General features: G+C 41.0%; 13 protein-coding genes and 5 pseudogenes. 10 read left to right on the forward strand and 8 right to left on the reverse strand.

The annotated features are described in order from the left end of the window. Positions 1-452 precede the first annotated feature (452 nt). The 6 genes and pseudogenes from SANK73390_RS11890 (at position 453) to SANK73390_RS11915 (ending at position 4,784) form a co-directional block, all read left to right on the forward strand. Entirely contained in the window at positions 453-911 is a 459-nt protein-coding gene (locus SANK73390_RS11890; RefSeq protein ID WP_462766218.1) for a nuclear transport factor 2 family protein, read from the forward strand. A gap of 264 nt (positions 912-1,175) precedes the next feature. Then, positions 1,176-1,611, forward strand: a pseudogene (locus SANK73390_RS11895) (transposase); the annotation flags it as partial. A gap of 281 nt (positions 1,612-1,892) precedes the next feature. Further along, positions 1,893-2,069, forward strand: a pseudogene (locus tag SANK73390_RS11900) (transposase); the annotation flags it as partial. 373 nt (positions 2,070-2,442) lie between these two features. Further along, positions 2,443-3,522, forward strand: coding sequence for a serine hydrolase domain-containing protein (locus SANK73390_RS11905; RefSeq protein WP_462766219.1), 1,080 nt, complete (start codon positions 2,443-2,445; stop codon positions 3,520-3,522). Positions 3,523-3,645: 123 nt separating this feature from the next. Then, positions 3,646-3,957, forward strand: a complete 312-nt coding sequence (locus SANK73390_RS11910; protein WP_462766220.1) for a hypothetical protein — start codon at positions 3,646-3,648, stop codon at positions 3,955-3,957. A 92-nt stretch (positions 3,958-4,049) separates the two neighbouring features. Then, positions 4,050-4,784 carry a DUF2971 domain-containing protein gene (locus SANK73390_RS11915; RefSeq protein ID WP_462766221.1) on the forward strand — a complete coding sequence of 245 codons (735 nt, stop codon included), beginning with the start codon at positions 4,050-4,052 and terminating at the stop codon, positions 4,782-4,784. 495 nt (positions 4,785-5,279) lie between these two features. On the opposite strand, the pseudogene SANK73390_RS11920 reads toward SANK73390_RS11915, so the two are convergent. Further along, a pseudogene (locus SANK73390_RS11920) lies at positions 5,280-5,624 on the reverse strand (transposase); the annotation flags it as partial. A 647-nt stretch (positions 5,625-6,271) separates the two neighbouring features. On the opposite strand from SANK73390_RS11920, the gene SANK73390_RS11925 reads away from it, so the two are divergent. Together SANK73390_RS11925 and SANK73390_RS11930 are read left to right on the forward strand one after the other, a co-directional pair. Next, on the forward strand, positions 6,272-6,736 hold the full coding sequence (locus SANK73390_RS11925) for a hypothetical protein (RefSeq protein WP_462766222.1): 465 nt from the start codon (positions 6,272-6,274) through the stop codon (positions 6,734-6,736). After that, positions 6,733-6,936: a hypothetical protein gene (locus SANK73390_RS11930; protein ID WP_462766223.1), complete on the forward strand. Its 204-nt coding sequence runs from the start codon at positions 6,733-6,735 to the stop codon at positions 6,934-6,936. Before SANK73390_RS11925 ends, SANK73390_RS11930 begins: the two co-directional genes overlap by 4 nt. A gap of 73 nt (positions 6,937-7,009) precedes the next feature. Here SANK73390_RS11930 and SANK73390_RS11935 read toward each other — a convergent pair whose 3' ends face one another. The 5 genes and pseudogenes from SANK73390_RS11935 to SANK73390_RS11955 all read right to left on the reverse strand — a co-directional run bounded on the left by SANK73390_RS11935 (position 7,010) and on the right by SANK73390_RS11955 (position 16,597). Next, positions 7,010-7,432, reverse strand: coding sequence for a group II intron maturase-specific domain-containing protein (locus SANK73390_RS11935; protein WP_462766224.1), 423 nt, complete (start codon positions 7,430-7,432; stop codon positions 7,010-7,012). Between the two features lie 6 nt (positions 7,433-7,438). Continuing rightward, on the reverse strand, positions 7,439-8,359 hold the full coding sequence (gene ltrA / locus SANK73390_RS11940; RefSeq protein ID WP_462766225.1) for a group II intron reverse transcriptase/maturase: 921 nt from the start codon (positions 8,357-8,359) through the stop codon (positions 7,439-7,441). Between the two features lie 706 nt (positions 8,360-9,065). Further along, positions 9,066-10,074, reverse strand: a pseudogene (locus tag SANK73390_RS11945) (ISAs1 family transposase). 427 nt (positions 10,075-10,501) lie between these two features. Beyond that, a complete protein-coding gene (locus SANK73390_RS11950) occupies positions 10,502-12,892 on the reverse strand; it encodes a M9 family metallopeptidase (protein WP_462766226.1) in 2,391 nt (796 codons plus the stop codon). A 72-nt stretch (positions 12,893-12,964) separates the two neighbouring features. Continuing rightward, positions 12,965-16,597: a PKD domain-containing protein gene (locus tag SANK73390_RS11955; protein ID WP_462766227.1), complete on the reverse strand. Its 3,633-nt coding sequence runs from the start codon at positions 16,595-16,597 to the stop codon at positions 12,965-12,967. A 383-nt stretch (positions 16,598-16,980) separates the two neighbouring features. Between SANK73390_RS11955 and SANK73390_RS11960 the strand changes: the two genes are divergently transcribed. Together SANK73390_RS11960 and SANK73390_RS11965 are read left to right on the forward strand one after the other, a co-directional pair. Then, the gene (locus SANK73390_RS11960) at positions 16,981-18,657 is read left to right on the forward strand and encodes a S8 family serine peptidase (protein WP_462766228.1); all 1,677 of its coding nucleotides are present in this window, start codon (positions 16,981-16,983) and stop codon (positions 18,655-18,657) included. A gap of 323 nt (positions 18,658-18,980) precedes the next feature. Next, a pseudogene (locus SANK73390_RS11965) lies at positions 18,981-20,729 on the forward strand (PepSY domain-containing protein); the annotation flags it as partial. A 128-nt stretch (positions 20,730-20,857) separates the two neighbouring features. On the opposite strand, the gene SANK73390_RS11970 reads toward SANK73390_RS11965, so the two are convergent. After that, positions 20,858-21,562, reverse strand: coding sequence for a DUF4376 domain-containing protein (locus SANK73390_RS11970; RefSeq protein WP_462766229.1), 705 nt, complete (start codon positions 21,560-21,562; stop codon positions 20,858-20,860). A gap of 9 nt (positions 21,563-21,571) precedes the next feature. Then, positions 21,572-24,184 carry a hypothetical protein gene (locus tag SANK73390_RS11975; protein WP_462766230.1) on the reverse strand — a complete coding sequence of 871 codons (2,613 nt, stop codon included), beginning with the start codon at positions 24,182-24,184 and terminating at the stop codon, positions 21,572-21,574. Positions 24,185-24,186 lie beyond the last annotated feature (2 nt).

Consider the following 24,186-nt stretch of genomic DNA (forward strand, 5'->3'; position numbering starts at 1 on the left):
GGAAATACCAGTCAATTTTTAACTGACTGGCATTACGCTATTCGCACGCTTTCTCGGGCAAGCCAAAAGCTACAGATAAACAGTATTTGGTTTTTGTTTAAGCACATTTTGCACCGACCATTAAACTTAGATATAACCTTACCAAAAGCGAAGTCTCGTGCTCCGGGCTAAAAAAGTGCGTGTGCGGTGAAAATATCATTGATAAAGCAGTGAAAATTAGCTCTAATGATAAGATAAAAAGTACTGAGTCACGCAGGGATAGCTTAAGCGCGATAGGCAAGCCGATAAAATAGGCTCGAGGCAAGTTACGCCATTAAAAGCAAATTCCCATAGCATGAATAACACCAACTCTGACACATCGAGCAGGTAGCGGCTCAGTCCAACAAGCGATTATGCAGCACAAACAACGTGCTGCATAAATACTAAATAGTTAGCTTACTCAAGGAAGTCCAATGTATCGCATTCTAGTTTTAACCATATCCGTTCTTTTGTCTTGTGCTGTAATAGCAGATACCGATATTGATAATCAAAATATAAAAAGAGCAGTGCTCGATTATATTGAGTCACAACACAATGTAGAACCTGATTTAATGAAAAGAGGCCTAGATAAAAAGTTAGCTAAAAGAACCTACTGGAAATCTAAAGATGGCTCAGAGATTATCATGGAGACAGATTTTGACACTATGGTGTGGGTAGCTGAAAACTACAACAAAGAAGGTAATAAATTCTCATCATCCCCTAAAGTTGATATCAACGTTCTCGATATTGATAATCGAGTTGCATCGATAAAATTAACCGTTGATGATTGGATTGATTACATGCATTTATATAAAAATGAAAACAATGAGTGGAAAATAATTAACGTTTTGTGGCAATACCACGATACGAAAAAACATTCGAGCAAACCGTAGCTAACAAGCAATTAAAGCGGGACCTTTTACAGTTTGCTCGGTTTCGCTACGCTTCACATTTTATCAAACTATTAAAAAGCCCCTTAATGTGGGCGTTGAGGCTGTAGAATTACTCTTTTCAGGAACTGATCCTACACTTCTTTCTTTGCTCGACTTTTAACCTTGAACCCACCGAGTTACTGTGATCTAATAGATATTATTCACCCACGGTAAATCGTTATGGCCAACTACAAGCCTGACTTATCCTGCCAAAATAAATTCATTCCTAATGATGAAGCAACACAAACCTGCCGCTGCCCCGCAGGCAATGAGATGTGGCGAAGCGGCATTAATGTAAAAAGTCACCATCAAGAATACACGCGATTCTGTGGTTACTTAAAAGAATGCAGAGTATGCCCAATGCAAGCGCAATGTATGCGAAAGCCACCGATAAAAACAGGGCGGCAAGTTCAGTTTAAAAATGATGAATCGGCGTAAAAAACGAAGCTACATAGATAAAATGAAAGTCAAAATAGACAGCCCAATGGGGCGCAGGGCATACAGCAAACGACTTGGATGTATCGAACCCGTGTTCGGAAATATCACAGTGAATAAAGGGATGAATAAACTCACCTTACGCGGGCAAACGAAAGTGGACGCGCAATGGCAGTTGTATTGTCTGGTACATAATATAGAAAAGCTACAAAACAGGATACATTAAGAAGAGCAGGGCTATTTTAACCACAGTAAAGCTACAAAAGTCCGCTGTTAAGACCGATAACCTCCCCTCAAAGCACATAATGAAAATCAAAGTGGAAAGCTACTAAACGATTGAATCAAAATAGGAACTCGGCTATGGTTGAGGCATAAATAAAAAATAAATTAAAACGAGTAATTCTACAGGCTCGTTATAAGCCCTCGAAGGTTCGGTGACAAATAAGATGCTTAGGCAAAAATTAGCATTTGCTAGTTTATCTCCAGTAATGGTGCCGGGATTTATTTTTTACACTTCAGTATTATGCAGATAAACACAGTGAAAAGGTAATGACACTGAGCTGTCAAGAATTCTTGCGGCGCTATTTACAACATGTGCTACCAAAAGGGTTTATGCGTATTCGTCACTATGGTTTTTTAGCCAATGCATGTTACAAGCGAACGTTGGCGTTGATAAAGGCGCAAGGACCCAATATATGTAAAGTGAAGAGACAATGAAAACAGCACAAACGAGCAGCAGAGCTTGCTGAATTCAATCAATGCGCTAACCTGCTCAGGCTAGTAGCGGCTGTGCGTGAGAAAAATATCATTGCTTAACTGTTAAATGTTAGGTTTAATAGGGACATAATAAACGCTGAGCAACGCAGGGATAGCTTAGATAAGACAGTCATGCCGATGAAATTGGCTTGATGTAGCTTAGGTTATAAATAATAACACCAACTCTGACATACCGAGCAGGTAGCGGCTCAGTCAAACAAGCGATTATGCAGCACAAACAACGTGCTTACTAAATACTTAGGCAGTTTAAATTCTCCCTCAGTCAAGGATAGAGCAAATAATGAAAAAAATTATAACTCAAGTTTTTCTGATTTCACTTATCTATTTAGCAATCACACCTGTATTTGGTGCTGTTCACCCTCAGGATAATAAAAGCGCTCTTGTAGATAAATTAAATATAATATTTTCAAAGCAAAAAGAAGACCAGCCAGGTGTTAGTGTTTTAGTTAAAAAGAATAATGAAATTATTTATCAGTTAAGTAAAGGGCTTGCTAACAAAGATAAGAATAATTCGATTAGCTCTCATACAGGATTTAGAATTGGGTCAATTAGTAAGCCTTTTACTGCACTGGCAATTATGAAGTTAGTTGAGCAGAATAAACTTTTACTAGGCGATCGTGTAACCAAATACATTCCAGAGCTACCCATAGGTTGGAAAGATATTACGATAAAGCATTTGCTATCTCATAGGGTATATATTTCTGACGACTTCTTCTCAGACTCAAACCTAGACTTAGCAAATTTATCTATAAACCAAGATGTTATAAAATTTATTTCCTCAAATACAATTAAAGTTAAAGCACAAGCTTTTGATAAAGCAATTTATTGTAATAGTTGTTACGTATTGTTAGCTGAAGTTATAGAAAAAGTTAGCGGAGATAGTTTTTCCAAATATTTGAGTGAGAATATCTTTGTTCCTGCAAATATGAAAAATAGCTACATTGTCGAGAAAGGCGTCACTATTAAGCCTAATGACGCCCTTAATTATGCTAAAACGGAATCTATTTTTGGTATTCGTCAATATACCACAGGGGCAATGGCTCAAGTCAGTAGTATTGAAGACCTGAACAACTTTATTGTCGCATTGAAAGAGGGACAAATTATTAGTCAAAAATCGTTAATCTCGATGACAAAAGTGCATAGTGATGCAGGTAATGATGGCACCTTTGGTTTAGGTTGGATTATAGGTTGGGGTGATGAGCCTTTTTATTCTCATGGCGGTTCACAAGATGGTTATCAAACAGAGTTATTTTTTTATCCGAAGTACGATCTTGAAGTTGTTATTTTAACTAATGGCGGTGATGAAACTTATGAACTTCAATCGAAGGTGATGAGAGCAATTATTACTCACTATAATTAAGTTTGTTTAATGCTGCCTAACAAGGGTTTTCAAGTCGGACAAATTACAGTTGGCTTTTTGTTCGTGCCTCACCTATTTTAGCCAACTGCAATTAGCCGCTTAAAACGGCGTTAGCACTCAAATATGAATATCGAAATATCTGGAAAAGAATTGCCTGAAGATTGGGACTTGCTTAATGAGTCTCAAGCTGAAAATATGGCTTTGGAACTAAATTCTGAGATGTGTGCAGAGCATGAACTCTATGGAAAATCCGTCAAAGCCATAGCTCGTAAAGATGGCAGAGATGATTTTTTGTTTCTAGTAGGTGATTCTAAATACCTTTTATATGTAGTTCACTTAACGTGGCAGAAAGAAACAAAACCAGAATGGCCGTGGATAACTCCATTTAAAGATAAAGATGACTTTCTAAATAATTGGCGGCGTATTTATGAATAAATCTGATCAGCTATCATTGCAATCAAGTGCTAACAAGGCAATGTTGCGGAACTCCGTCCGTAAATTGCGGCGTTAGGTTTTCAAGGAAGAATATGAGAAATTGTCTAAACATAAGAGAAGGTGAGTTAGATAAAACAATTTATCGAATTATCCCCTCAGAATACTTATATGACCTTTTCGAAAGTAAGACCAACGTATTGGTTAAACCTTCCGCTTGGGACGATCCTTTTGAAAACTTGATTTTAAAATCAAAAATAAAACGCCCTAATGGTGATATTGTCGAATATGGTTTTCACGACAATTTCTATGGTCAGTGCTGGACCTTGCATAGGGCTTCCGACGCGATGTGGCGGATTTACTCTCAAGATAAGATGGGTGTAAGAATTAGAACTACAATCCTAAAATTAATTACTAGTTTAAACCATGCTGTGTCTGAACTTGCGGATGATAAATGCTACATAGGAAAAGTACAGTACCTTAAAACTCAAGATTTGATGTCTTTTGGCGACAGAATTTACGAACCTCACGGTGTGGCAAATGAGAGCTTATTCAAATCATTATTGATTAAACGCAAAGCATTTTCGCATGAAAGAGAAGTAAGGCTTGTGTACCAAAGCTTATCTAATAAAAATGACAACACTCTTTTTAGGTACAAGTTGAATCCCAATGAAGTGATTGATCAATTAATGTTAGACCCAAGGCTAACCGCAAAAGAAGCTTGTACATTAAAGTCAGACATAAAGAAGAAAATTGATTTTACTGGAAAAATAAAAAGATCTTTATTGTATGCAGTACCAGACGATATTGTGGTTGAAGTGAAAACCTAACACATGTGAGCCTTAACTCTGTCAATAGACACTAATGTTCTTTTTGGCCGTTTTTATACAGTGACGGCCAACTCTAAATCAATAAACAAATTCGTTTATTTCGTCTGTCGATGTAGCTGTTAAGCAAGTTGCTTACGGCAAACACATATAGAGGCTCTCTTATTGCGATCTCATCGCTGCCTACTTTTTTCCATTTCCTTATGGTCTCGCAGGGGCACTAGACATTCATCGGTTAACCTCATCATGGCACTATTCAAGGCGGCTGGTTTCATCATTGTGATCCAGTTAGTTTCAGGTGCGTAACGCAGTTATCAAGTCAGGTGTAAGCGACTTTGCTTATTGTATTAATGCACGCGTACTGAGCGTCTAATCAAGCCAAATGGCTTTGGTCGTTAGGCATATGATCAGGTTATAGCTTAATGGCTATTCACTCACCCAATTGATTGATGCTCAGCCTTTTATCCAGTTAGACGTTCAGCTCACTCAGTACCGTGACTAACGCTTTAAGAATCGGGTTTCATCGAATACAGTCTCTTTTTTAAGCATATAGTAAACACATCGACCAAGCTTATGCGCCAGCTCTGACAATGCTCTGACAATGCTCATCCGCTTTTGTAATTTCTCAAGGTATTTGGTGGTGTTATGATTATGGCGTAGCAGTAGTACGGCGGCTTCACTGAAGGCCAATTTTAGATGAGCGTTACCAATTCTGTTGCCCTGTGTGCCATAGGTTTTACCTGCTGACTCAGCTTTGCATTTAACAAGCCGACTGTATGAAGCGAACTTTTGCACGCTTGAAAAGCGATTGATATCACCAATTTCATAAATAAAAATTAATGTGGACAGGCACTCAAACTTGTGTCCCCTCCATTACGATGGGCGTTTGGTTACTATGCCGTCTGCTGACTTCTGATAAATCACTCTAGCGATTACTCGATAAAGTGCGTCTAAACTAAAGCTTGTTTACTGCTATTTCGCTCGCTATAGGTCGCAGTAGCCAAAGCGGCAAGGGTTGAACAACCAGTCCCTAACTGGTAATCTCCAATCGTTAGCGCGGATGCGTGTTTATCAGATCTCCCCCTTTTTTACCTATAAAGAACAGGAGCATCGACTTTCTCTGCACAACTGCATCATTTACGGTGGCCGTTAGATCACATGACTTCGCTATCTTGTGCTAGCTCGTATCCAGCCTACGCCTCATATGATGTTTTTGTTCATCAGCTCGCACTTACATTTATAAAGAATGCTAGCGGCTTCCTCCAGACTATCTCTCGCGATTTAGCCCTTGCCATTCGCGAGTGTCTATCGTTTAATAACAGTGTGTTATTTAAACGGTGATCTTCCTACAGAGGACTTTCACCTCATAAGTCAATGCCCATGTCGGGCGTACACAAGTGCCTAAACCAAGGACGCAAAACAGCAGGCTTGCGCTCCTTCGTCGCTAATTTTCGCCGGTTAGGCAAGCGTTAGATTTCAAGGAGGATACTTTGAGCAAGACTAAACTTTTTATATCGCTATTTTTATTAATGGTTTTGAGCTCTTGCTCAATATTACTTATGCGTAATGCACAGTTGTTTGTTGAAGTTCCTCACAATAATGTGCCATTACTGAAAAATAATTTGTGGAGTAGCTTATCTACTATATATCTTTGCTCAGAGGAACCTACAATTGATGAATCTGATGTCTACTTGTTGACTTGTGAAAGTAATGCTTACGACTCTGAAACCAAGGGAATCTTTGGATTCGGCCCTATGTGGGAGGAAAAAATCGCTATATCGATTAGAGTTATACTGGCAGAAGGTCAGCCCCTTTGGGCAAAGATAACGACTACGGTTTTTGAAAAACAAAAAGGTAGAGCTGAGTGGAGAAATAAAGATGATTCTTCTTTTGATCCAGATGTAGAAGCTGACTTAATAAGAAAGGTTCAATTCACAATCAAGGAGCAAGCATGAATATTGAAACTGTTAGAGCTGTTTTGGCGATTACAATTGTAGTTGGTGTTTTCATAGTTTCCGCATTATTACTTCTTGGCGGAGTACAAGATGGTACAAAGATAATGAAGGAGTTCTCAGCTGTTTTCTCAGGAATTGTAGGTACAATAATTGGCTTTTATTTTGGTAAAGATAAGCCAACCAACAAGTCCGGAGATTGAAATCTAATCGGGTAGCCGAAGGTCTCTATCCTCCAGCCCACACCACCCATCGTGCAGGTCCGCAATGGTCGGTTCATCTCCCGTAATGAATATTGATCCAAATATCTCTCAATGACCCTAAACCTTGTGACGCTAAGTAGTCATTGCCTAATGCAATGTTAATTCCTTTTGTTTTTGAGCCTCTACAAGGGCCTTTACTGGTGATACCACATGCTATGGCTAGTCTCTCACTGGCACCCAATTTTATTAAACTGAGTACTTTGGTGCGAGGTTTACGCCATTGCCGCCAGTAGCACATTCTTATTCTACGGCGTATCCAATGATCTAAATTCACCGTTAGCTGATAAGCGTTGGCTATTAGGTAATAGTGTCCCCAGCCACGTAAATACTGTGTGAGTTTATGAATTTGTAGGGTCATTGAGATCCCCCAGTTGCGGTTAGTGAGCTCCCTGACATTTGCTTTGAATTTCTTTAGCGTCTGTTCGTGGATCTGCACTTGACCCTAGCGGAAGGTAAACCCGAGGAATTTTGAGCCTGATACGGGACCGACCCGACTTTTCGATTCATTCACTTTGAGTTTTAATCGCTTAGTGATGAACGCAGTAATTTCCCGTTGAATTATTAGTCCTTCACTTTTTGCTTTTACTAAAATGATTATGTCATCAGCGTAACGTGCAAACTTAAGGTGTTTGTAGGTTAACTTCTTATCTAATTCATCGAGTAAGATGTTGGAAAGCAAAGGGGATAATGGCCCACCTTGAGGGACTCCTTTGGTTGACTCAAACCACAGACCTGTTTCGCGTTCTGCGATCCCCGCTCGTAGGTATTTACCGAGTAGGCGCATGAGTGCTTTGATTTTACGACCAATACGATTCATCAGCATGTCATGGTCTACTTCATCAAAGAACTTAGACAAGTCAATATCAACCGCTGTTTTATAACCTTGTTTAACACAAGATTGAACATGGTTGACTGCTTGACTGGCTCTTTTATGGGGGCGATAACCATAACTATGTGGTGAAAATTGAGGTTCAAAGTAAGGACTGATCATTTGAGAAATGGCTTGCTGGATAACCCTGTCGATAACAGCAGGGAGCCCAAGCATTCGCTCACCGCCATCGGGCTTGGGTATCATCACGCGTTTGACTGGCAATGGTTGGTAAGTGCCATTAAGTAATTGTTGTTTAATACCTGAACAATGTAACTTAGTGAAGAGATTAAATTCTTCAATACTCATATTATCAATACCCGCAGCCCCTTTATTGCGTTTAACATGTTGCCATGCAGCGCCAATATTATGGTTGCTTAGTACCCTTGCCATTAGGACATGATTTGTTTGATTGTATTCATTTGAGGTATTATTCACAGCAGAACGCTGTTCATCACTATCACAACACGGTGATCTATGTGAATTCAAGTTCAATTGTAGTATTTCCTCTGGTTAAGATGTTCAGGCCTTCACCGTGTCCCCTCCATTACGATGGGCGTTTGGTTACTATGCCGTCTGCTGACTTCTGATAAATCACTCTAGCGATTACTCGATAAAGCGCGTCTAAACTAAAGCTTGTTTACTGCTATTTCGCTCGCTATAGGTCGCAGTAGTCAAAGCGCCAAGGGTTGAACAACCAGTCCCTAGCTGGCTCTGCACAACTGCATCATTTACGGTGGCCGTTAGATCACATGACTTCACTATCTTGTGCTAGCTCGTCTCCAGCCTACGCCTCATATGATGTTTTTGTTCATCAGCTAGCACTTACATTTATAAAGAATGCTAGCGGCTTCCTCCAGACTATCTCTCGCGATTTAGCCCTTGCCATTCGCGAGTGTCTATCGTTTAATAACAGTGTGTTATTTAAACGGTGATCTTCCTACAGAGGACTTTCACCTCATAAATCAATGCCCATGTCGGGCGTACACAAGTCACTCAAAAGAACAAAAAACAGTTGGTTTTTGCTCTCCCTAATTTTAACCAGCTATTTTATTGCCTCTGAATGAGGCGCTAGGCCAGGGCAAGAGCATGAAAAATCACTTGCTATTCAATACCTTTTCTAGATAGCTCTCGTTTCTAGCTGCTTTTAGCTGTTTAGCGCGCACACCTTTGTTAAAGGATGTCTCTTTCTTTAATAAATTCAATGCAATATGTGCCTTACACCAGCAAACACTTCTGCTGCGCCTTCTCGGCGTATACGGCAGCCATCTTCATTCATTGCTACATCTAAACACCAATGAAGACGGTTCTCAATGTGCCAATGCGCCCGTGTAGTTTCGGCTAGCCTCTGTGCACTCAAGTTCGCAGAGCTGATGTAATATCGGTATGTTAATCCTCCTTGCTTTTGATTATTCGGTTTACGGTAAGACACTATCACGCCTACGCTACGTAGATGGGCCCAGCCATGACTCGCTAGGAGTTGGGCCATATCATGGCATAACAGCCGCTCTGAATTCTTCTCGACCTCGTTGGTAATCTACTTCACTCAATAGGCCATTAGAGGCTGTTATTTCTGGCTGTAGGAGCCGTTTCACTTGCTCAAATAAGCTGCTCTGATTGGCTTTTAGTGCCAACAAATAATCCGCTTCTTTTTCTATAATTCTCTTTGCTATCTCCTTTTGGCAACCCATAGCATCAATGGTCACTATGCAACCTTTTAGCTCTAGCAACTGAAGTAACTCAGGGATAGCTGTGATTTCATTGGGCTTCGAGTCGACCTTACATTGACCTAACGTCACGCCATTTTTACAGGCAAACGCACTGACAATGTGGATTGCATCTTTTCTATCTGACTTTTTAAATGAACCTTTTAGCCTTTTTCCATCAATGGCAGCAACACTGCCGTCTGTTAGCTCACTACAGCTTTGCATCCATTGAGAGTAACTGGCTTGAAACTGGGTCATGTCGATGCGGCTTACAACCCGTGCAATCGTGTCGTGCCGCGGTACGCCGTTAGCTAACACGATAAACTTACGTAACCAAGTTAGTTTGTCATGGGCAAAATCTTCAATTTCCTCCCAACCTTGGCAACCTGCGATTACTGCACTGATTGTTAGAAACAGGATATCGAATAATGGATGTTGTACTTTGCCTTGCTGGCGTGGGTCATCAATGGAAGAAAAGTGTTCGAACAACGTATTGGCTGACATAATTGGGCTGCTTAATTTAAAAAGCAGTATAAGATCATAAATTTATGTCAAGGTAAAGTTCATGATCTTGCCCTGTGTTTACATGGGTTAAGCCAAAAATAATTTTTATGTAAGTAGCCTATATCACATGATATTAAAAATATATTGTGCAAGTTTTTAATGGCGATCAATTTATGCATTCGTATGGCTCAAAATCAATGAATATAAGAGTCGGTTAATGTTGCAGCACTAAATATAGGAGCGCCACTTAGCATAATGTAATAGACGCCACCTGTTATGTAAGCAAAGCTATAGGTTCTCGGTTACCGACTATCCAAGGGCGACAGTGGTAGTCGGTTTGCTTGCCAGACTACCAAATTTCACATGCATATCATAGTTTAGCGGTGCCACCTATTGTGATGAAGGTGATATTTTTTTGCATCAGCGGTTATGGTTGCAGCTGTTGGTCGTGATTGCCAACACTTACAGGTACCGCAATGTTATCTTGCAATTCGTTATCACCGAGAATAGGTTGCTGAATGTATCGCGCTAGCAAGGTGGTATCTTGGAACCCGTGCTCAGAATTAACAGCAATGTAATGCCAACCTTTTTTAATGTTATCGACCGAAATTATTTCGGTATTGCCTGAACCTTTTGATTCATGGGTATATTGCCAACCATTATCTGGACGGCCATATTCATAGTAAAGATCGGCATTACCACTGCCATGGCGCAGGGTTATTTGTAGAGATACATTTTTCAAGCCATCAGGTACATACAGCGGATACTCTTTGATTTTTCGGGTAGGATCTGGTGATACGCAAAGTGCTTGTCCGGCTTCACTACGTGTGGCAACCGTTGCAGGCTGGTCGATACAAGCATTCATTCCAACGTTATCGTTACCTTGTATATCATCAATATTAATAGGTTCAATAGGCGATGGTGGTCGCGTGGTATCAATATTACATCCACTTGAGTCAACATGTTGTAACCAATTGGCAAATGACGTATCAAATGACTTTTGCGATATCCATTGATCCACAAATTCTGTGCGGTAGCGTTGATACTCACCTGCTTTAAACAGCGTTAGTATGTCAAAAAACGCGTCATTTTGCTGCTCATACATGTACCGTGTTGCAAGGTAGCCCCAATCATAAATGCGAGTTTGTCCAACGCCGTACTCATTAGCAAAAATGGTGCTGAGTGAGTAAGTCCCTTTTCTTGCTTCATCTATTGCATTGTCATTGCACGTTTTCAAAGAGCTATACTCCGCAATACCTTCGCCAAACCATACAGTGCGACCTGCACCGTCACTGTCATGAAAATCACCTTTAGAGATATATCGTCCCTCTAAGTAGTGAACAAATTCATGGCGCAAGTTCCAAATATCAAAAGTAGGGCGCTCTGATACATGTTCATAGGCATAAAAGGTGGCTTGATCGCCCGCTTTTTCTGGGTCGCCTTCGCGGTAAGTGCCGCCATTACTGGTGCTTACGTTAAACAACACACCACCATACGTAACCCACTCTTTTTTGTCGTTGAAGATCACCATTTTGAGTGAGTCGTTGTCGTCTGGTGTTACAGGTGTGCGGTCAGTACGCAGCAATTGGTGAAAATGGTCATCATGTGTTTTTAAAGAGTTACAGGTCCACGCTAATTGTGCATCGTCCATATTCTGAGCCCAGATAAACAAATTGCCTGCAGGACATACCAGACGATTGTTTAATACTTGCTCGATAATTTCTGTTCGCTTATTACACACAGCATAAGTATCACATTGGCGGTTGTAGTTGATTGATTCTAGTACGGCTAAATACAGGGTCCGTTCTTTATCCGTTTTTAATGGCCCATAGGAGCTGAGTACTTTCGATATTTCGGTGCTAAGCTTGTTTTCAATTAAACCAAAGTGAGTGTCGTCTTTACCTCTATAAAAGTTAACGAGTTGGTAGCCCAGATTAAACAGGTGATAATCGTTGGCTGATTTATGCAACCAATCAAGGTTGTTATCAATAAACCCGGTAATAGCTTCAATTAAAGCGCTGTTATGCTGCTGAGCGCGACAAGTTTGGTTTTTTGAGCAGTCATTTAATACTTGCCAAAACAAGGGGGTTGCTGAACGACCCCAGTCATTAATTTTTTCATAAGATTCATCGTAGCGAGCTAACAAACCCAGTGTCATAGGGACTAAAAACTGGCCTATTTGGGCATTTTTAATGATACCTGTGGCACTTCGAACTAATTTTGCATGGTTTGGCGTTTTATCAAAAAAGTGACTGTTAGCATATAAGGTATTAATGGCTTGCGTCATCGCTTGCTGCGTGACTGGGTTTATAAAACGTCGATGATCGTAATAAGCATATGCTTTTAACCAGTAAAATAGGTTGCTCAGATATGTAGCATTTGTTTGCCCATCATAACTATGGAGTTGAGTTTTCAACTCATTTATTACGGTATTAAAATTAGCATTAGTATATGCTCCGAGCGTTAGTGTTTCGGGTTTGTCATTAAATAAGTTATTAATACATTCACGACCATAATCTTTAATCGCATTTAAAAACACCGACCCACTGAGCTGGCTAAAAGCTTCAGTTGGACAAGGCGCCTCAGCACCTTCTTCAGAGCTCAAGAACATCATTTTCTGGTTGTGAAGCTTGGATTGCGTAAGGTATTCAGTTTGTTTATTGTGGTACATAGCATCAGGCGTGTACTCAGAGTGAGCATTGATATGTGTCACGTCAGTGGTTTGATGTGTGGTCGTGGTATCTCTATCATTTTGGGCCCATACAGAAACTGAGCTTAAAGCGACCATTAAAGGTGTCATCTTAAATATTTTGTACATGTTGTTTTCCTAAGTTGGAGAGAGTGAATATCGGGCACTTTTAATTATTTTGGTCGTGCCCGATATAAGAGATTAAAGAGGTCGACAACCAGCAACGTCGTAGTCAACAACTATCGTGGCACCGGTCGCATTTCCAGATATTTTTAGGTAGCCCCAATAACGAGATTGTTCGTTGATTTCATAGAACAGACATTGCTGGTTTCCTTGGGGGAGCGATACGGCATCATGGTCACTATTATCGGTTTTTGGCCAGTGACCATCACCGAAATAAACTCTAGCATCACCAGATGCATTGATTAGCGTGATAGCGACTGTTTTTGGTCCACGGTCCATTCCAGAAAAAGAGTGACCACGGTTACTGCTAATGCAGCGTGGTTCTTCTGGCGTCAGTTTTCTTGTATAGATACCATCGAAGTCAGCACAGGCGTCAGTTAATGGAGGGTGATCAACATTAATCGTGATCGTTTTACTGGCGGTCATGTTGTCATTATCCGTGACTGTTAAAGTCACTTGGTAAATGCCAGCCTGACTGTAGCTGTGACTCGGGTTGGCAAAGTCGCTTTGTGTACCATCACCAAAGTCCCATTGATATTCAGTGATCTGTCCATACTGGTCGTCTGATCCAGCGCTACTGAAGGTAACTTGTTGGCCAACTTGCAGCTGCGAAGCAGAAGCTTCAACATGAGCAATAGGTGGTTGCGGTGCAGGTGGTATGCTTGAGCAGCTAGTAAAGCTACATAAGCCTTCAAGCGCTAATACATCGGCGCTATCAACAGCACCGTCACCATTAATATCAAAGCTGCTGTCTATGAGTTGATTTGCAGCGATTGCTTCGCTTACAGCATTAATATCATCGCTATCTACATCACCATCTTGGTCGTAATCTCCTATAGGTAACACGCGAAAGAGAACCTCAACACTGGCGCTAGCGTTGTTGTCGTCTGTTACTGTAAGGCTTACTGGATAACTACCCGCACGCTCAAATTGGTGCGTGACTACTTCACCCGAGTAGGTTACGCCGTGATTTAAGTCCCATTTATACGCAATGAGTGTTCCGTCCTGATCGCTAGAGCGGCTTGCATCAAGTTGCACTGCAACGCCTGTTCTAACAGTTTGGTTGCCACCGGCATCAGCAATTGGTAATCGATTTGGTGCTGAGTGGTCTGCATCGCGATGAATATCATAATATGCTCTAAGGCGCAGTGACTCGTAATCTTTAAACGGGTCAATCATGACATTATATACGCCGCCTTGTTCAAACTGACACAGTTCAGTTTGATTAGGCGCTTCCCATGGTCGACAGTCATATTGAGATTTAGAGACTGGTTGATTACGGCTAACATGAATGTCTGGGTCGCCGCTATAGTATTCAACAAGTTCAAATGTGACTAAAGACGCAGTATCAGGAACGGCAAACTCATAGCTATAACTATGTCCATTAGCTTTGGCTGTGAGGTTTAATTCATCAGCTAGATAAACGCGTTCACAGTCAGTGCACAGTGGCGCATCATTTGGAGATAAGTCGGTGATCACTGCGCTGGCTTTTGCTTTAGAAGTGCTGCCAGTATTGTCTGTTACACTCAGGCTAACATTGTAGGTTCCTGGGTTTGAGTAGCTATGAGTGGCTTGAGGCTCTGTACTTTGTGTGCCATCACCAAAGTCCCACAGATAAGAGATAATTTTTCCATCAGGGTCGTTTGAACCAGTACTGGTAAACTCAAGTGCATGGTCTGTAGCTTCATAGCGGGTTTTACCATTAATATTGGCAAAAGGAGATTGGTTTTGTGCGCTGGCAATTTCATAATAAACGTGTATTGATGCGTTACTGTATGTTTCAAATGGTTCAATGAATAGGTCAAAATCACCACCGCCTTGGAACTCACAGTATTCAGAGATCCCTTTCCAAGTGAAAGGGCGGCAGTCAAAATCCGTTTTTGATACGGCGCGATTTCTAGCAACGTAGAGATCGAGATCACCGTTCCTTTTAATTGAACCATCAGCCATTTTTGGACCTTGATAGCCACCTGGCACGACCACTACAACCCGAGTGGCTTCTTCAGGTATGCTAAATTGAAAGTCAAAGGTTTTGCCTGCACGAGTGCTCCAAGAGCTGTTCGTTTTGTTGGCCCATAAGTTATCAACTTTAAACAAAGAATAGCGCTGTTCACCATCTTTTAGGTAGGGATCATCGCCTTGCAGTATTTTTAATTTTGAATTACTAAAAGGCGTAAAAGCATGCACTGAGGCAAAATAAGGAACTGTTACGTCAGGTATATCAACTGCCGCAAGCTCTCGATCACCTGAAGCATTGAAAGATACCAGATCGGCTATCCATTGCTCAGAATCACTGGCAGGGGGTGTGGGTGCCTGAGCTTTTGATACGTACATATCAGGGTCTTCTGTGTGCCCGTTGAGGTAGAACAAAATATTTTGCGCATTGTATGGTAGGTTTACCTCAAAGGTTTCAACAGTACCTTTGTTGGCAAAAGGAATGTCATAACTGGCGAGTAACTTACCACTTGGCTCTATATTAAGCCCTGATGCACCATCCCATGGGTGTTCGCTATCACTAACATACTGTGAAAGGCCCGTTGCAATTAAATTATCATTCGACCAAAGTGTATTACGAGCTGGGTTATGCAGTGCTGCCGTCATCCGCTTTACTTGCTCTTGTGTGAACATGGCGTAGTTATCGGAATAATGCATAAAGTTTTCGGTGTTAGTTGAGTGTCCTAAGCAATTAGGTGCATTATTTTGCATATCGCTGGGCATAGACATCTGAGGGGTGTCGCAGCTTCTATCACCCGTTGAAGCACAAAAAGCTTCATTGGTGATTGAACATTGCTTGGTTTCAAAGGTGTGGATCAAATTAAGCCAATGGCCAAACTCATGAGTGAGTACTGAGCGAAAGTTTTCACTGGTATTGTTACCAACATAGTGACCATTGTAAACAACGCGAGCGGTGTTTTGTTCTGTCATCGCCAGCTCAGGATACCAAGCAACGCCTGACTTAGTGAGTTTGCCGTCATCATATAAATCATGCATCAGATAAACATTCATATAACTGAAGTTATCCCACGCATCGGTATTAATTTTAGCTAGGGTTTCATCATCATAATTACCATATCCTTTTTGCTCACGTGCGTGGCGAACGATCCCCGTGGTAGGGTTACCTTGAGGATCTTTTCCTGCGAGCACAAATTCAATATTTAGATTTTCTCTGATAGCTTGAAATTGTGGGGAGATCTCAGGCGAGTCGATAGCTAAGCCTTGAAAGTCATTGTTGAGCTTAGTCAGTGCGTCTTGAATTTTGTCATCGGTTAGGCATTTTTTTGTTTCGTCCTCACAGTTATACTGCTCGCCATATACATGAAAGACCACGGGAATATAGTAACGCTCAGGAACTGCAACACTATTTTGTAATAACTCTTGCGACAATGAAGCACTTTGCATAGCCGCTGAAAACAAAAAACTTGAATGAGTTACATCTCGATGTTGTTTTGCTGCGTTTTTTTGTAAAGCAGACCAATCTTGGCCATTGTCTTCAATACCACAATCAGGTGTCAGTTTATTTTGATTCTGCTCACTGTAGTTTAACTTAATATTATTAGTCTGTTCTATTTGAGGTTTTGTGCTGGCGTGCGCCGTCCATTGTGCCATACAGGCACTGAGCGTGCAGATACCAGCCAGAATTTTTAGTTTCATCTTGTTGTACCCTTTTTTTAAAGTAAGTCTTATTCATTGATCACAATTACAAGTGCGTTCGGTAGATCTCCTAGAAGAAAACACAACGCTCTTTTCTAATATCGCAACAATAGTAAGTAAAAAGTTAATTTTTTTACTAGCAAGAATACAGCGATTAATAGGACTATTTCGGCGTAAATCACGAAATTGCATAAACTCATGCTAACTATAAATTAATAAGTATTTAAAAATCAGGAAGATAAATTTTTCCTGTGTAATTCAGTGAATGGTTTCATAGCTTGCACTGTCAATGTTAACCATTGGATTTAAATTATTAACACTGTATACATAATAATGAATACCATCATTTCCTTCTCATCCATGTATAAATTAGTGGGGTATCTATGAAAAAAGTAAGTTTTGTAAAAAAAGGCACTCTAAGTTTTGCCGTATGTATAATCTCTATATTTGGCACAACAACTGTTTTTTCTTCAAAAGCCATTGAACTAGATGATAAAAATGGGCGATTTATTATCAAACTTGAATCAAAATATGTTCTGAACGAATTGGAAAAAATGCAATATTTTTATAAAAATATGGAAGAGGCAAGAGCGCAAGTTATTAATAACTTTATTTCTAAAATGGGAATTCCTGTAATAAAGCACTTATTGCAACAAAATGCACTGGTTGCTTATCTAACTTCATCAGAGATAAAAGCGTTACAAATAAACCCCAACGTTAAATTTATTGAAGCAGATCCAAAACGTTACCTTCAATCTGAATCTATGCCCTATGGTATAAGTTTAATTCAGGCTGACCAATTACCCGATGTGGGCGGGGCCAATCGCAAAGTATGTATTATAGATACAGGCTATACGTTAGGACATCCAGACTTACCACACGCAAATATCACAGGTGACGATGGCTATGGAGAATTTGACTCGGGTAATTGGTTTGAAGATGGTCATGGTCATGGTACGCATGTGGCGGGGACAATAGCAGCAATAGGGGGTAACAACATTGGCGTTGTTGGTGTAAATCGATCAGGAGATCTTGGACTTCATATTGTGAAAGTATTTGATGCCCAAGGTAGTTGGACATATGGCTCCAGCATTGCTGAAGCGGTTTATCAATGCGCAGCCGCAGGTGCCAACGTCATTAATATGAGTCTTGGCGGAAGCAGACCTTCTAACCTAGAGCGAGAGGCATTCAATACCACGTACCAACAGGGGGTTTTACATATCGCGGCAGCAGGTAATAGCGGTTTTTTGAACCATCATTATCCAGCCTCTTACGATGATGTGATGTCTGTGGCTGCGGTAGATGAGCAAGGGGTAAAAGCGAGTTTCTCTACCTTTAATGATCAAGTTGAAGTCGCTGCGCCTGGGGTTAAGGTGATTTCAACGACTAAAAATGGTGATTACGGGCCGATGAGTGGAACATCCATGGCGACACCTCATGTTGCGGGTGCTGCTGCATTAGTTTGGGGCCATTTCCCACACTGTACGAACCAACAAATTCGTGAAGCGCTTCAAGTTACTGCGATAGATAAAGGGCCGATTGGTCGTGATAATGAATATGGATTTGGCGTAATTCAAGCACTTGCGGCAAAGCAATATCTTGATCAGAAAGCATGTGAAGAACCTGTAGGATTACCTGTTGCTGATTTTACCTATAGTAGTGATTTACTTGAATTGGCTTTCGCAGATACATCCACTGACAATGATGCCATTGTTAGTTATCAATGGGCATTTGGTGATGGTACCAGTAGTACGCAACAGAACCCTGTACATGTTTATGACAAAGAAGGCACATATATGGTGCGTTTAGTGGTCACAGATAGTGAAGGGCATCGTTCATTGAAGATTAAAGCTGTGAACGTTGATGATGGTATTGCACCTATATGTGATGACCGTGACCAGTGGCTGCCAAACACCCATTACCGGATTGGCGACAAGGTTAAATATTTAGATAAAAAATACACTGCAATTCATTGGAGTAATGGGGCTACGCCAAGTGTATTTACTCACGTTTGGCACTTTGATGGTCGATGTGATGCAGCAGTGACAACCGACTTGTGAAAATGATTTTAAGTTAGGTGGTATTAAGTAATAAAGCTAATACCAACTTTACTCGGCCATGTATAAAGTCAGTTAATATAACGGCTAGCCACAATATATGGCTTGATTTTTAAGGATAATCTAATGAAAAAGAATACGATAAAATATAATTTTTTAGTCTCTTTAATGTCGTTAAGCACTGTATCGGTTTTTGCTGCCGAACGAATTAATTCTGGTCTATTTTTCTCTTCACTAAAGCAAGACCAACCTATTCATATAGATAATATTCCAACACAGAAAGCGCTACTAAGTGATGCCCAAACATTGGTTGAAGTATCGTTACCATCAGGTGTCAATAAGCTACGTAAACAACAGTATTACCAAGGAGTTCCATTATTTGGGGAGTCCTTTGTGGTCAGTAGTAAAGCAAATGATATCTATGGATTATATGGTGATGTGATAACGGGTATCGAAAAAGATATTTTTTCAACACAGCCAAAAGTAAGCGCTAAATTAGCCATTCAAACAGCATTGGAATACACACCGGATAAGCTCGCAAAAGCTCATGACATAGAGCAAACGCTTTATATTTGGTTAGACAAAAATGATAAAGCGCATTTAATTTGGTTGGTTTCTTTTTATAGTGATGCACCAACGCCTAAGCGGCCATACTTTATTATTGACGCTCACAACGGAAATATACTTCGTCAATGGGATGGGTTAACTCATATGTCAACAGTTGTGAAAGCAAGTGGGCCAGGGGGAAATGGAAAGACAGGGCTTTACTATTATGCAGAAGAGAGTGAGTTTTCAAGATTTGATGCTGTAGAAAAACAGGGTATTTGCTATCTAGATAGTCCAAATGTTGCAACCTATGATATGCGTAATACAACGAGTGAAATGCACTTACATGAATTTGTATGTTCAGAGAATACGGCTCGGGAAGTTAACGGAGGGTTTTCACCATTAAATGATGCTCACGCCTTTGCACAACTGACAAACAACATGTTCAATGCGTGGGTAAATGTGCCTGCGCTTAAGAAAAAATTAAAATGCGAGTTCATTATGGGCAAAATCGGGCTTCAGCATTTTGGAATGGAGAGTTTGTTACGTTGGGTGATGGTACTGCTAGTAAATATTACCCTTCGGCTACGCTGAGTGTTGTATCCCATGAAATTGCGCACGGATTTACTGAACAGCACTCACAATTGATTTACATGGGTCAGTCAGGCGGTGTTAATGAGAGTTATTCTGATATTACAGCAGCTGCAATGAATCAGTTTTTACACGGGCAGTTTAATTGGCAAGTGGGTGATAAACTCTTAAAAGCGCCTGGTGCTGTCAGGTATATGGACAACCCTAGAATGGGCCACACAAGTGAGTATAAAACGGGTACTGCTGTGCATACCAGCTCTGGAATTTTCAATAAAGCATTTTACGTACTGTCAACGTCGACAAATTGGAACATTAAAAAAGCGTTTCAACTTTATACACTTGCAAATCAGCTGTATTGGGCCAATGATGCAACGTTTGAGACAGCAGGACAGGGGCTTTATCAAGCAGCCTTAGATCTAAATTACTGTGTGAATGATGTGGTTTTAGCAATGGAGTCTGTAGGTGTTTACGACTCAGGCGTAAAAAGTGACAGATACTGCCCAGATCAAGATCATGATTCAGGGCCAACGGCACGGTTTTCATACAGCAAAGAACAGTTACAAGTAAGTTTTAATGACAGTTCAAGCGATGATATTGGCATTGCTAGCTACTACTGGGATTTTGGTGACGGTGAATCGTCAACGCTTGCAAACCCCACCCACATTTATAAACAGCCAGGTAGCTATCAAGTGCGCCTTAGTGTGATTGATACCAAAAATACACTCGATCATACCTTGCAAACTATTATGGTACGTAGTGATACCTGCCATGCGGCAGCTTGGCAGCCCGCTCAAGTTTATCGTCACCCAGATAAAGCGGCGTATAATAATTTAGTCTATCGAGCGCAATGGTGGACTAAAGGGAAGCGGCCAGATTTAAACTCTGGAAATGGTAAAGTATGGCGCTTCGTTGAGCCGTGCTTAAGCGGTAATGCCAATTAAACGTTGTATTTTTTAGGTGGTTATTAAAGTTGGCCACCTAAATGTAATGCGGCGTTCGGAATTAGAAAAAAAGGCGCTTGAATTTAGACAGTTGCTAAATTATGTTAAAACGCCTCTTAAACTCATTATTCAACCCAAAGCTGAGACTGTTTTTGTGCTGACAAAATGCATGCTTGTTTTAACTGTTCTCGATTTACTTCAACGATCTCGTTATTAGCTAAAACCCAAAGCTGTTTATCAGTATCGGACATTAATAATACAGCTCTTGCCATTCTAGCCTGGCTTAGTTCATCGCCATCGAACTCCATGTCGTCAACTTCAACGGTGATAGCTGCAACATTTGCTGCACGTTGGGCTTTGAAGCGTTCGCGTTTTACTTGAGCGATGTGCTCGTCAGTATGGGCAACTGTTTTAGGATGATAGTAAGCAATCAATGCATCATCATCGTAAACAGTGTGTGCGTCTTGCGCTTCAGTGGTGAGTTCTAAATCCACCTCGACGTTTTTGACTTCATAACATGCGCGGCGTTTTGTCATATCAATCATAGGCTCTGCTCGCAACCCTAGCACATCAATCTGATCGTCAGGGTTTGCAGCGTTGTGTGCTTGGGCCTGTTCAATTTCAGCTTGGACATCTGGTAACTCTTCTAGCCATTGTGCATGCGCTTGCTCGTGTGCCAATTGCTCTTGTTCGATAGCCTGTTGCAGCGCTTGTGTGATTTGCTCACGCGGGTGACGCAGTGCAATTTTGGTGTGTACATCTTGATACGTTGCCACAGGCTGCTGCTCTGCGACTGGTTCATTTACTTGTTCAATTATTTGTTCGCTCATAACTGGGCCTTAGTTGTTGTATGCAATGCCAATTGGGAATTGAGTGTGATGGCAGAACACTTTTACCGTATTGCCGTTTAGGTCGGTTTTAACATTTTCACCGTCAACGATAGGAACGGTTTGATCATCGCCCCAATCGGTTCCGTTATGCTTGAGTTCTGCACCGTGGAATTGTAGGTAATACAAACCTTTTTTCACTGTGAGAGTAGGTAACACTTTGACAGCAGGAGAATTGTTTGCTGCATTAAGTTTTATAGGCGCATGGTGCCAGTTTTGGTAAATGGCACCAAACGATTCATCACGAGGCTCTGATGATTCATTAAAGGAGTATGAAGTCGTTGCAAGGTTATGTACTGCGTTATTTGTATTATTAATACCAATTTGTGACGATAAACTTGACTGTAAACGGTTACCCAAATGTGTTTCTGAGCTGTTTGTAATGTAACAGTTACCCACATTCCCTATAACTTTCACCAAAGCATTCGCTTCGGTACATATTGAAGGTGATTCGTAGTGCATTAACTGAACGCGATTAACTTCACAACCATTTGTAAAGTCGTTACTGACACTATGAAATGTCGATAACGTAATTCCCCATGATGCTCCGTTATCTAACGTGAATACGCCAAACTGCCCGCCAGCTGCCTTTCGATTCGCCGTAAACCGCTCTATTTCTCCAGTTGGTAATTTTGGTAGCCACTGCCCAACCACACCATCAGGGAAAGTTGCGGCGATGTTTTCGGGTTTGCCGATAATATCCACCCAAGGGAGCGAGTCAAATTGTGCATTAAAGTCGGTCCGATAATATGAAATCATAATTTTATCTTGGACACTGATTTGTGACCCATCGTTATGAGTCACATTAAACACATGGGGAGCTGTAGGGCTCTTATATAAACTTACCGCCTTGTTTTTAGTGATATTCCAGCCGTGAAGCTTTTCATAAATACTGCTAGGACGTTCCCAACCGTTGATGTCAATATACACGTAACCTAAATTGTCGTTACTGGTTTGGTAAACTTCAGAATCAAATTTAGTCATCATCAGCTTTTGCTTACCACGCAATGTCCCCGCCACGGCTTTGCGCATAGTGTCTTCACGAAGTTGGTTTACATCTAGTTTATTGGCATTTAGGCGTAAGTCTTCTACTTGGCCTGCGTAGATGGCGTCGTGGTATTTATATTGGTCAGGGCGACCAGTAAGCCCTGAACCGATAGAACCTGCACGCTGCTTTCCTGATTCACCAGATTGAATAGCCTCGAAAAATGCCTTGCTTTGAGATGAGTTGATAAAGTCATTATGTGTATACCATTCTCCCGCGATTACGTCTTGCTTTATCCATCTATCACACCCCATAGGGTTATGAACTGGATGATATGCTCCTTGGTTAAGTCGCTGCACAAGCGCGATAGGAACTGCAAAGCACTTGCCTATAGTTATGCCTCTATCGCCCCAATAAGTTTCGCCAGTTCCCACAGCGCTCAACCCATATTGAGGGTCATAGTTTCTGAATGATAAATTAATATTTGAGCCATTTTGATAATCAGAAAAATTATTTGATTTAGATCCTCGCGCAATAACGTGGTTTCCAGACGTGCTATCGATTAAAAATAAGTTGTAATCTTTATTCGCTCCGTCACAAGCTCGCCAATCATCACCCACCCCCTCAACAACTCTAACCCTATAACGCACCTGAATATACGCTTTGGCTTTTGGATCGTAGTAGATATTGTGCTCTGGTTCGCTTAAAAACACCGCTTTTTGAGCATCTGTTAGTGATGACCACTTCACGCCGTAACCTTTGGTGTTTTGGTCCCATTCACCAAACGCTGAGTAACCTTGTTCTACAAGGTTGTTGAGCAGTGTAATACCTTGATAGCTGTTAGCGCCGTATTGCACATTACCCAGTGGGTAAACCACATCTTTATCGGCAATTTTTTCATGCCATGACTCTAAAAACACCAGGTCTTTACGTGAGGTAATGACTTTGTTTGTCTCGGTCTCAGACGCAAACGCGACTTCTGCATTGCTGTGTTGAGTCACTGTGCCTGTGGCTGAGTCGTAGGTTTTAGTGCCATCAGGGGCAGGAGGAAATACAAATATAGCGTTGTTATTAGTTGAGCGAACACAGTCTAAGCGAAGTTGAGCACCATCAATTATTACAACAGATTGGTCTGAATTTGAGATACCAGAACGTATAAATTGATCGCCACAAACTAAGCTGTTAGGAACGTTTGTCACTGTCCACAGCCCCTCATTAATTGTGTTGTAATGAGCGCCTGAATTGTTATGCTTCCCCCACTCAACAAACCCCGAACCTGCATATTGCTGCTTGCGCATTTGACGTAGCGCATCAAACTGGGCTTTAGTCATAACATCAGGGTGCGGGTTTACGCTTTGTGCATCTTCTACCAATGATTGTAGGGTAGGGATGTTATGCGTATTGCCCGCATTATCTTTAAATTGAACTGTTCCAGTCTTAGTTTGCCAGTCTTGCATGGCTTGGTTGTTTGCTTCAATTTTAGCTTGTTTACTCTGGAACTTTGTTAGCAATTGCTCTTGGCCATTAGCGACTTGATTAAGTGCCGAAACTGCATCTTGTAGAGTATTTGGATCTGCCATGG

It is taken from the genome of Pseudoalteromonas sp. SANK 73390 (assembly GCF_054966645.1).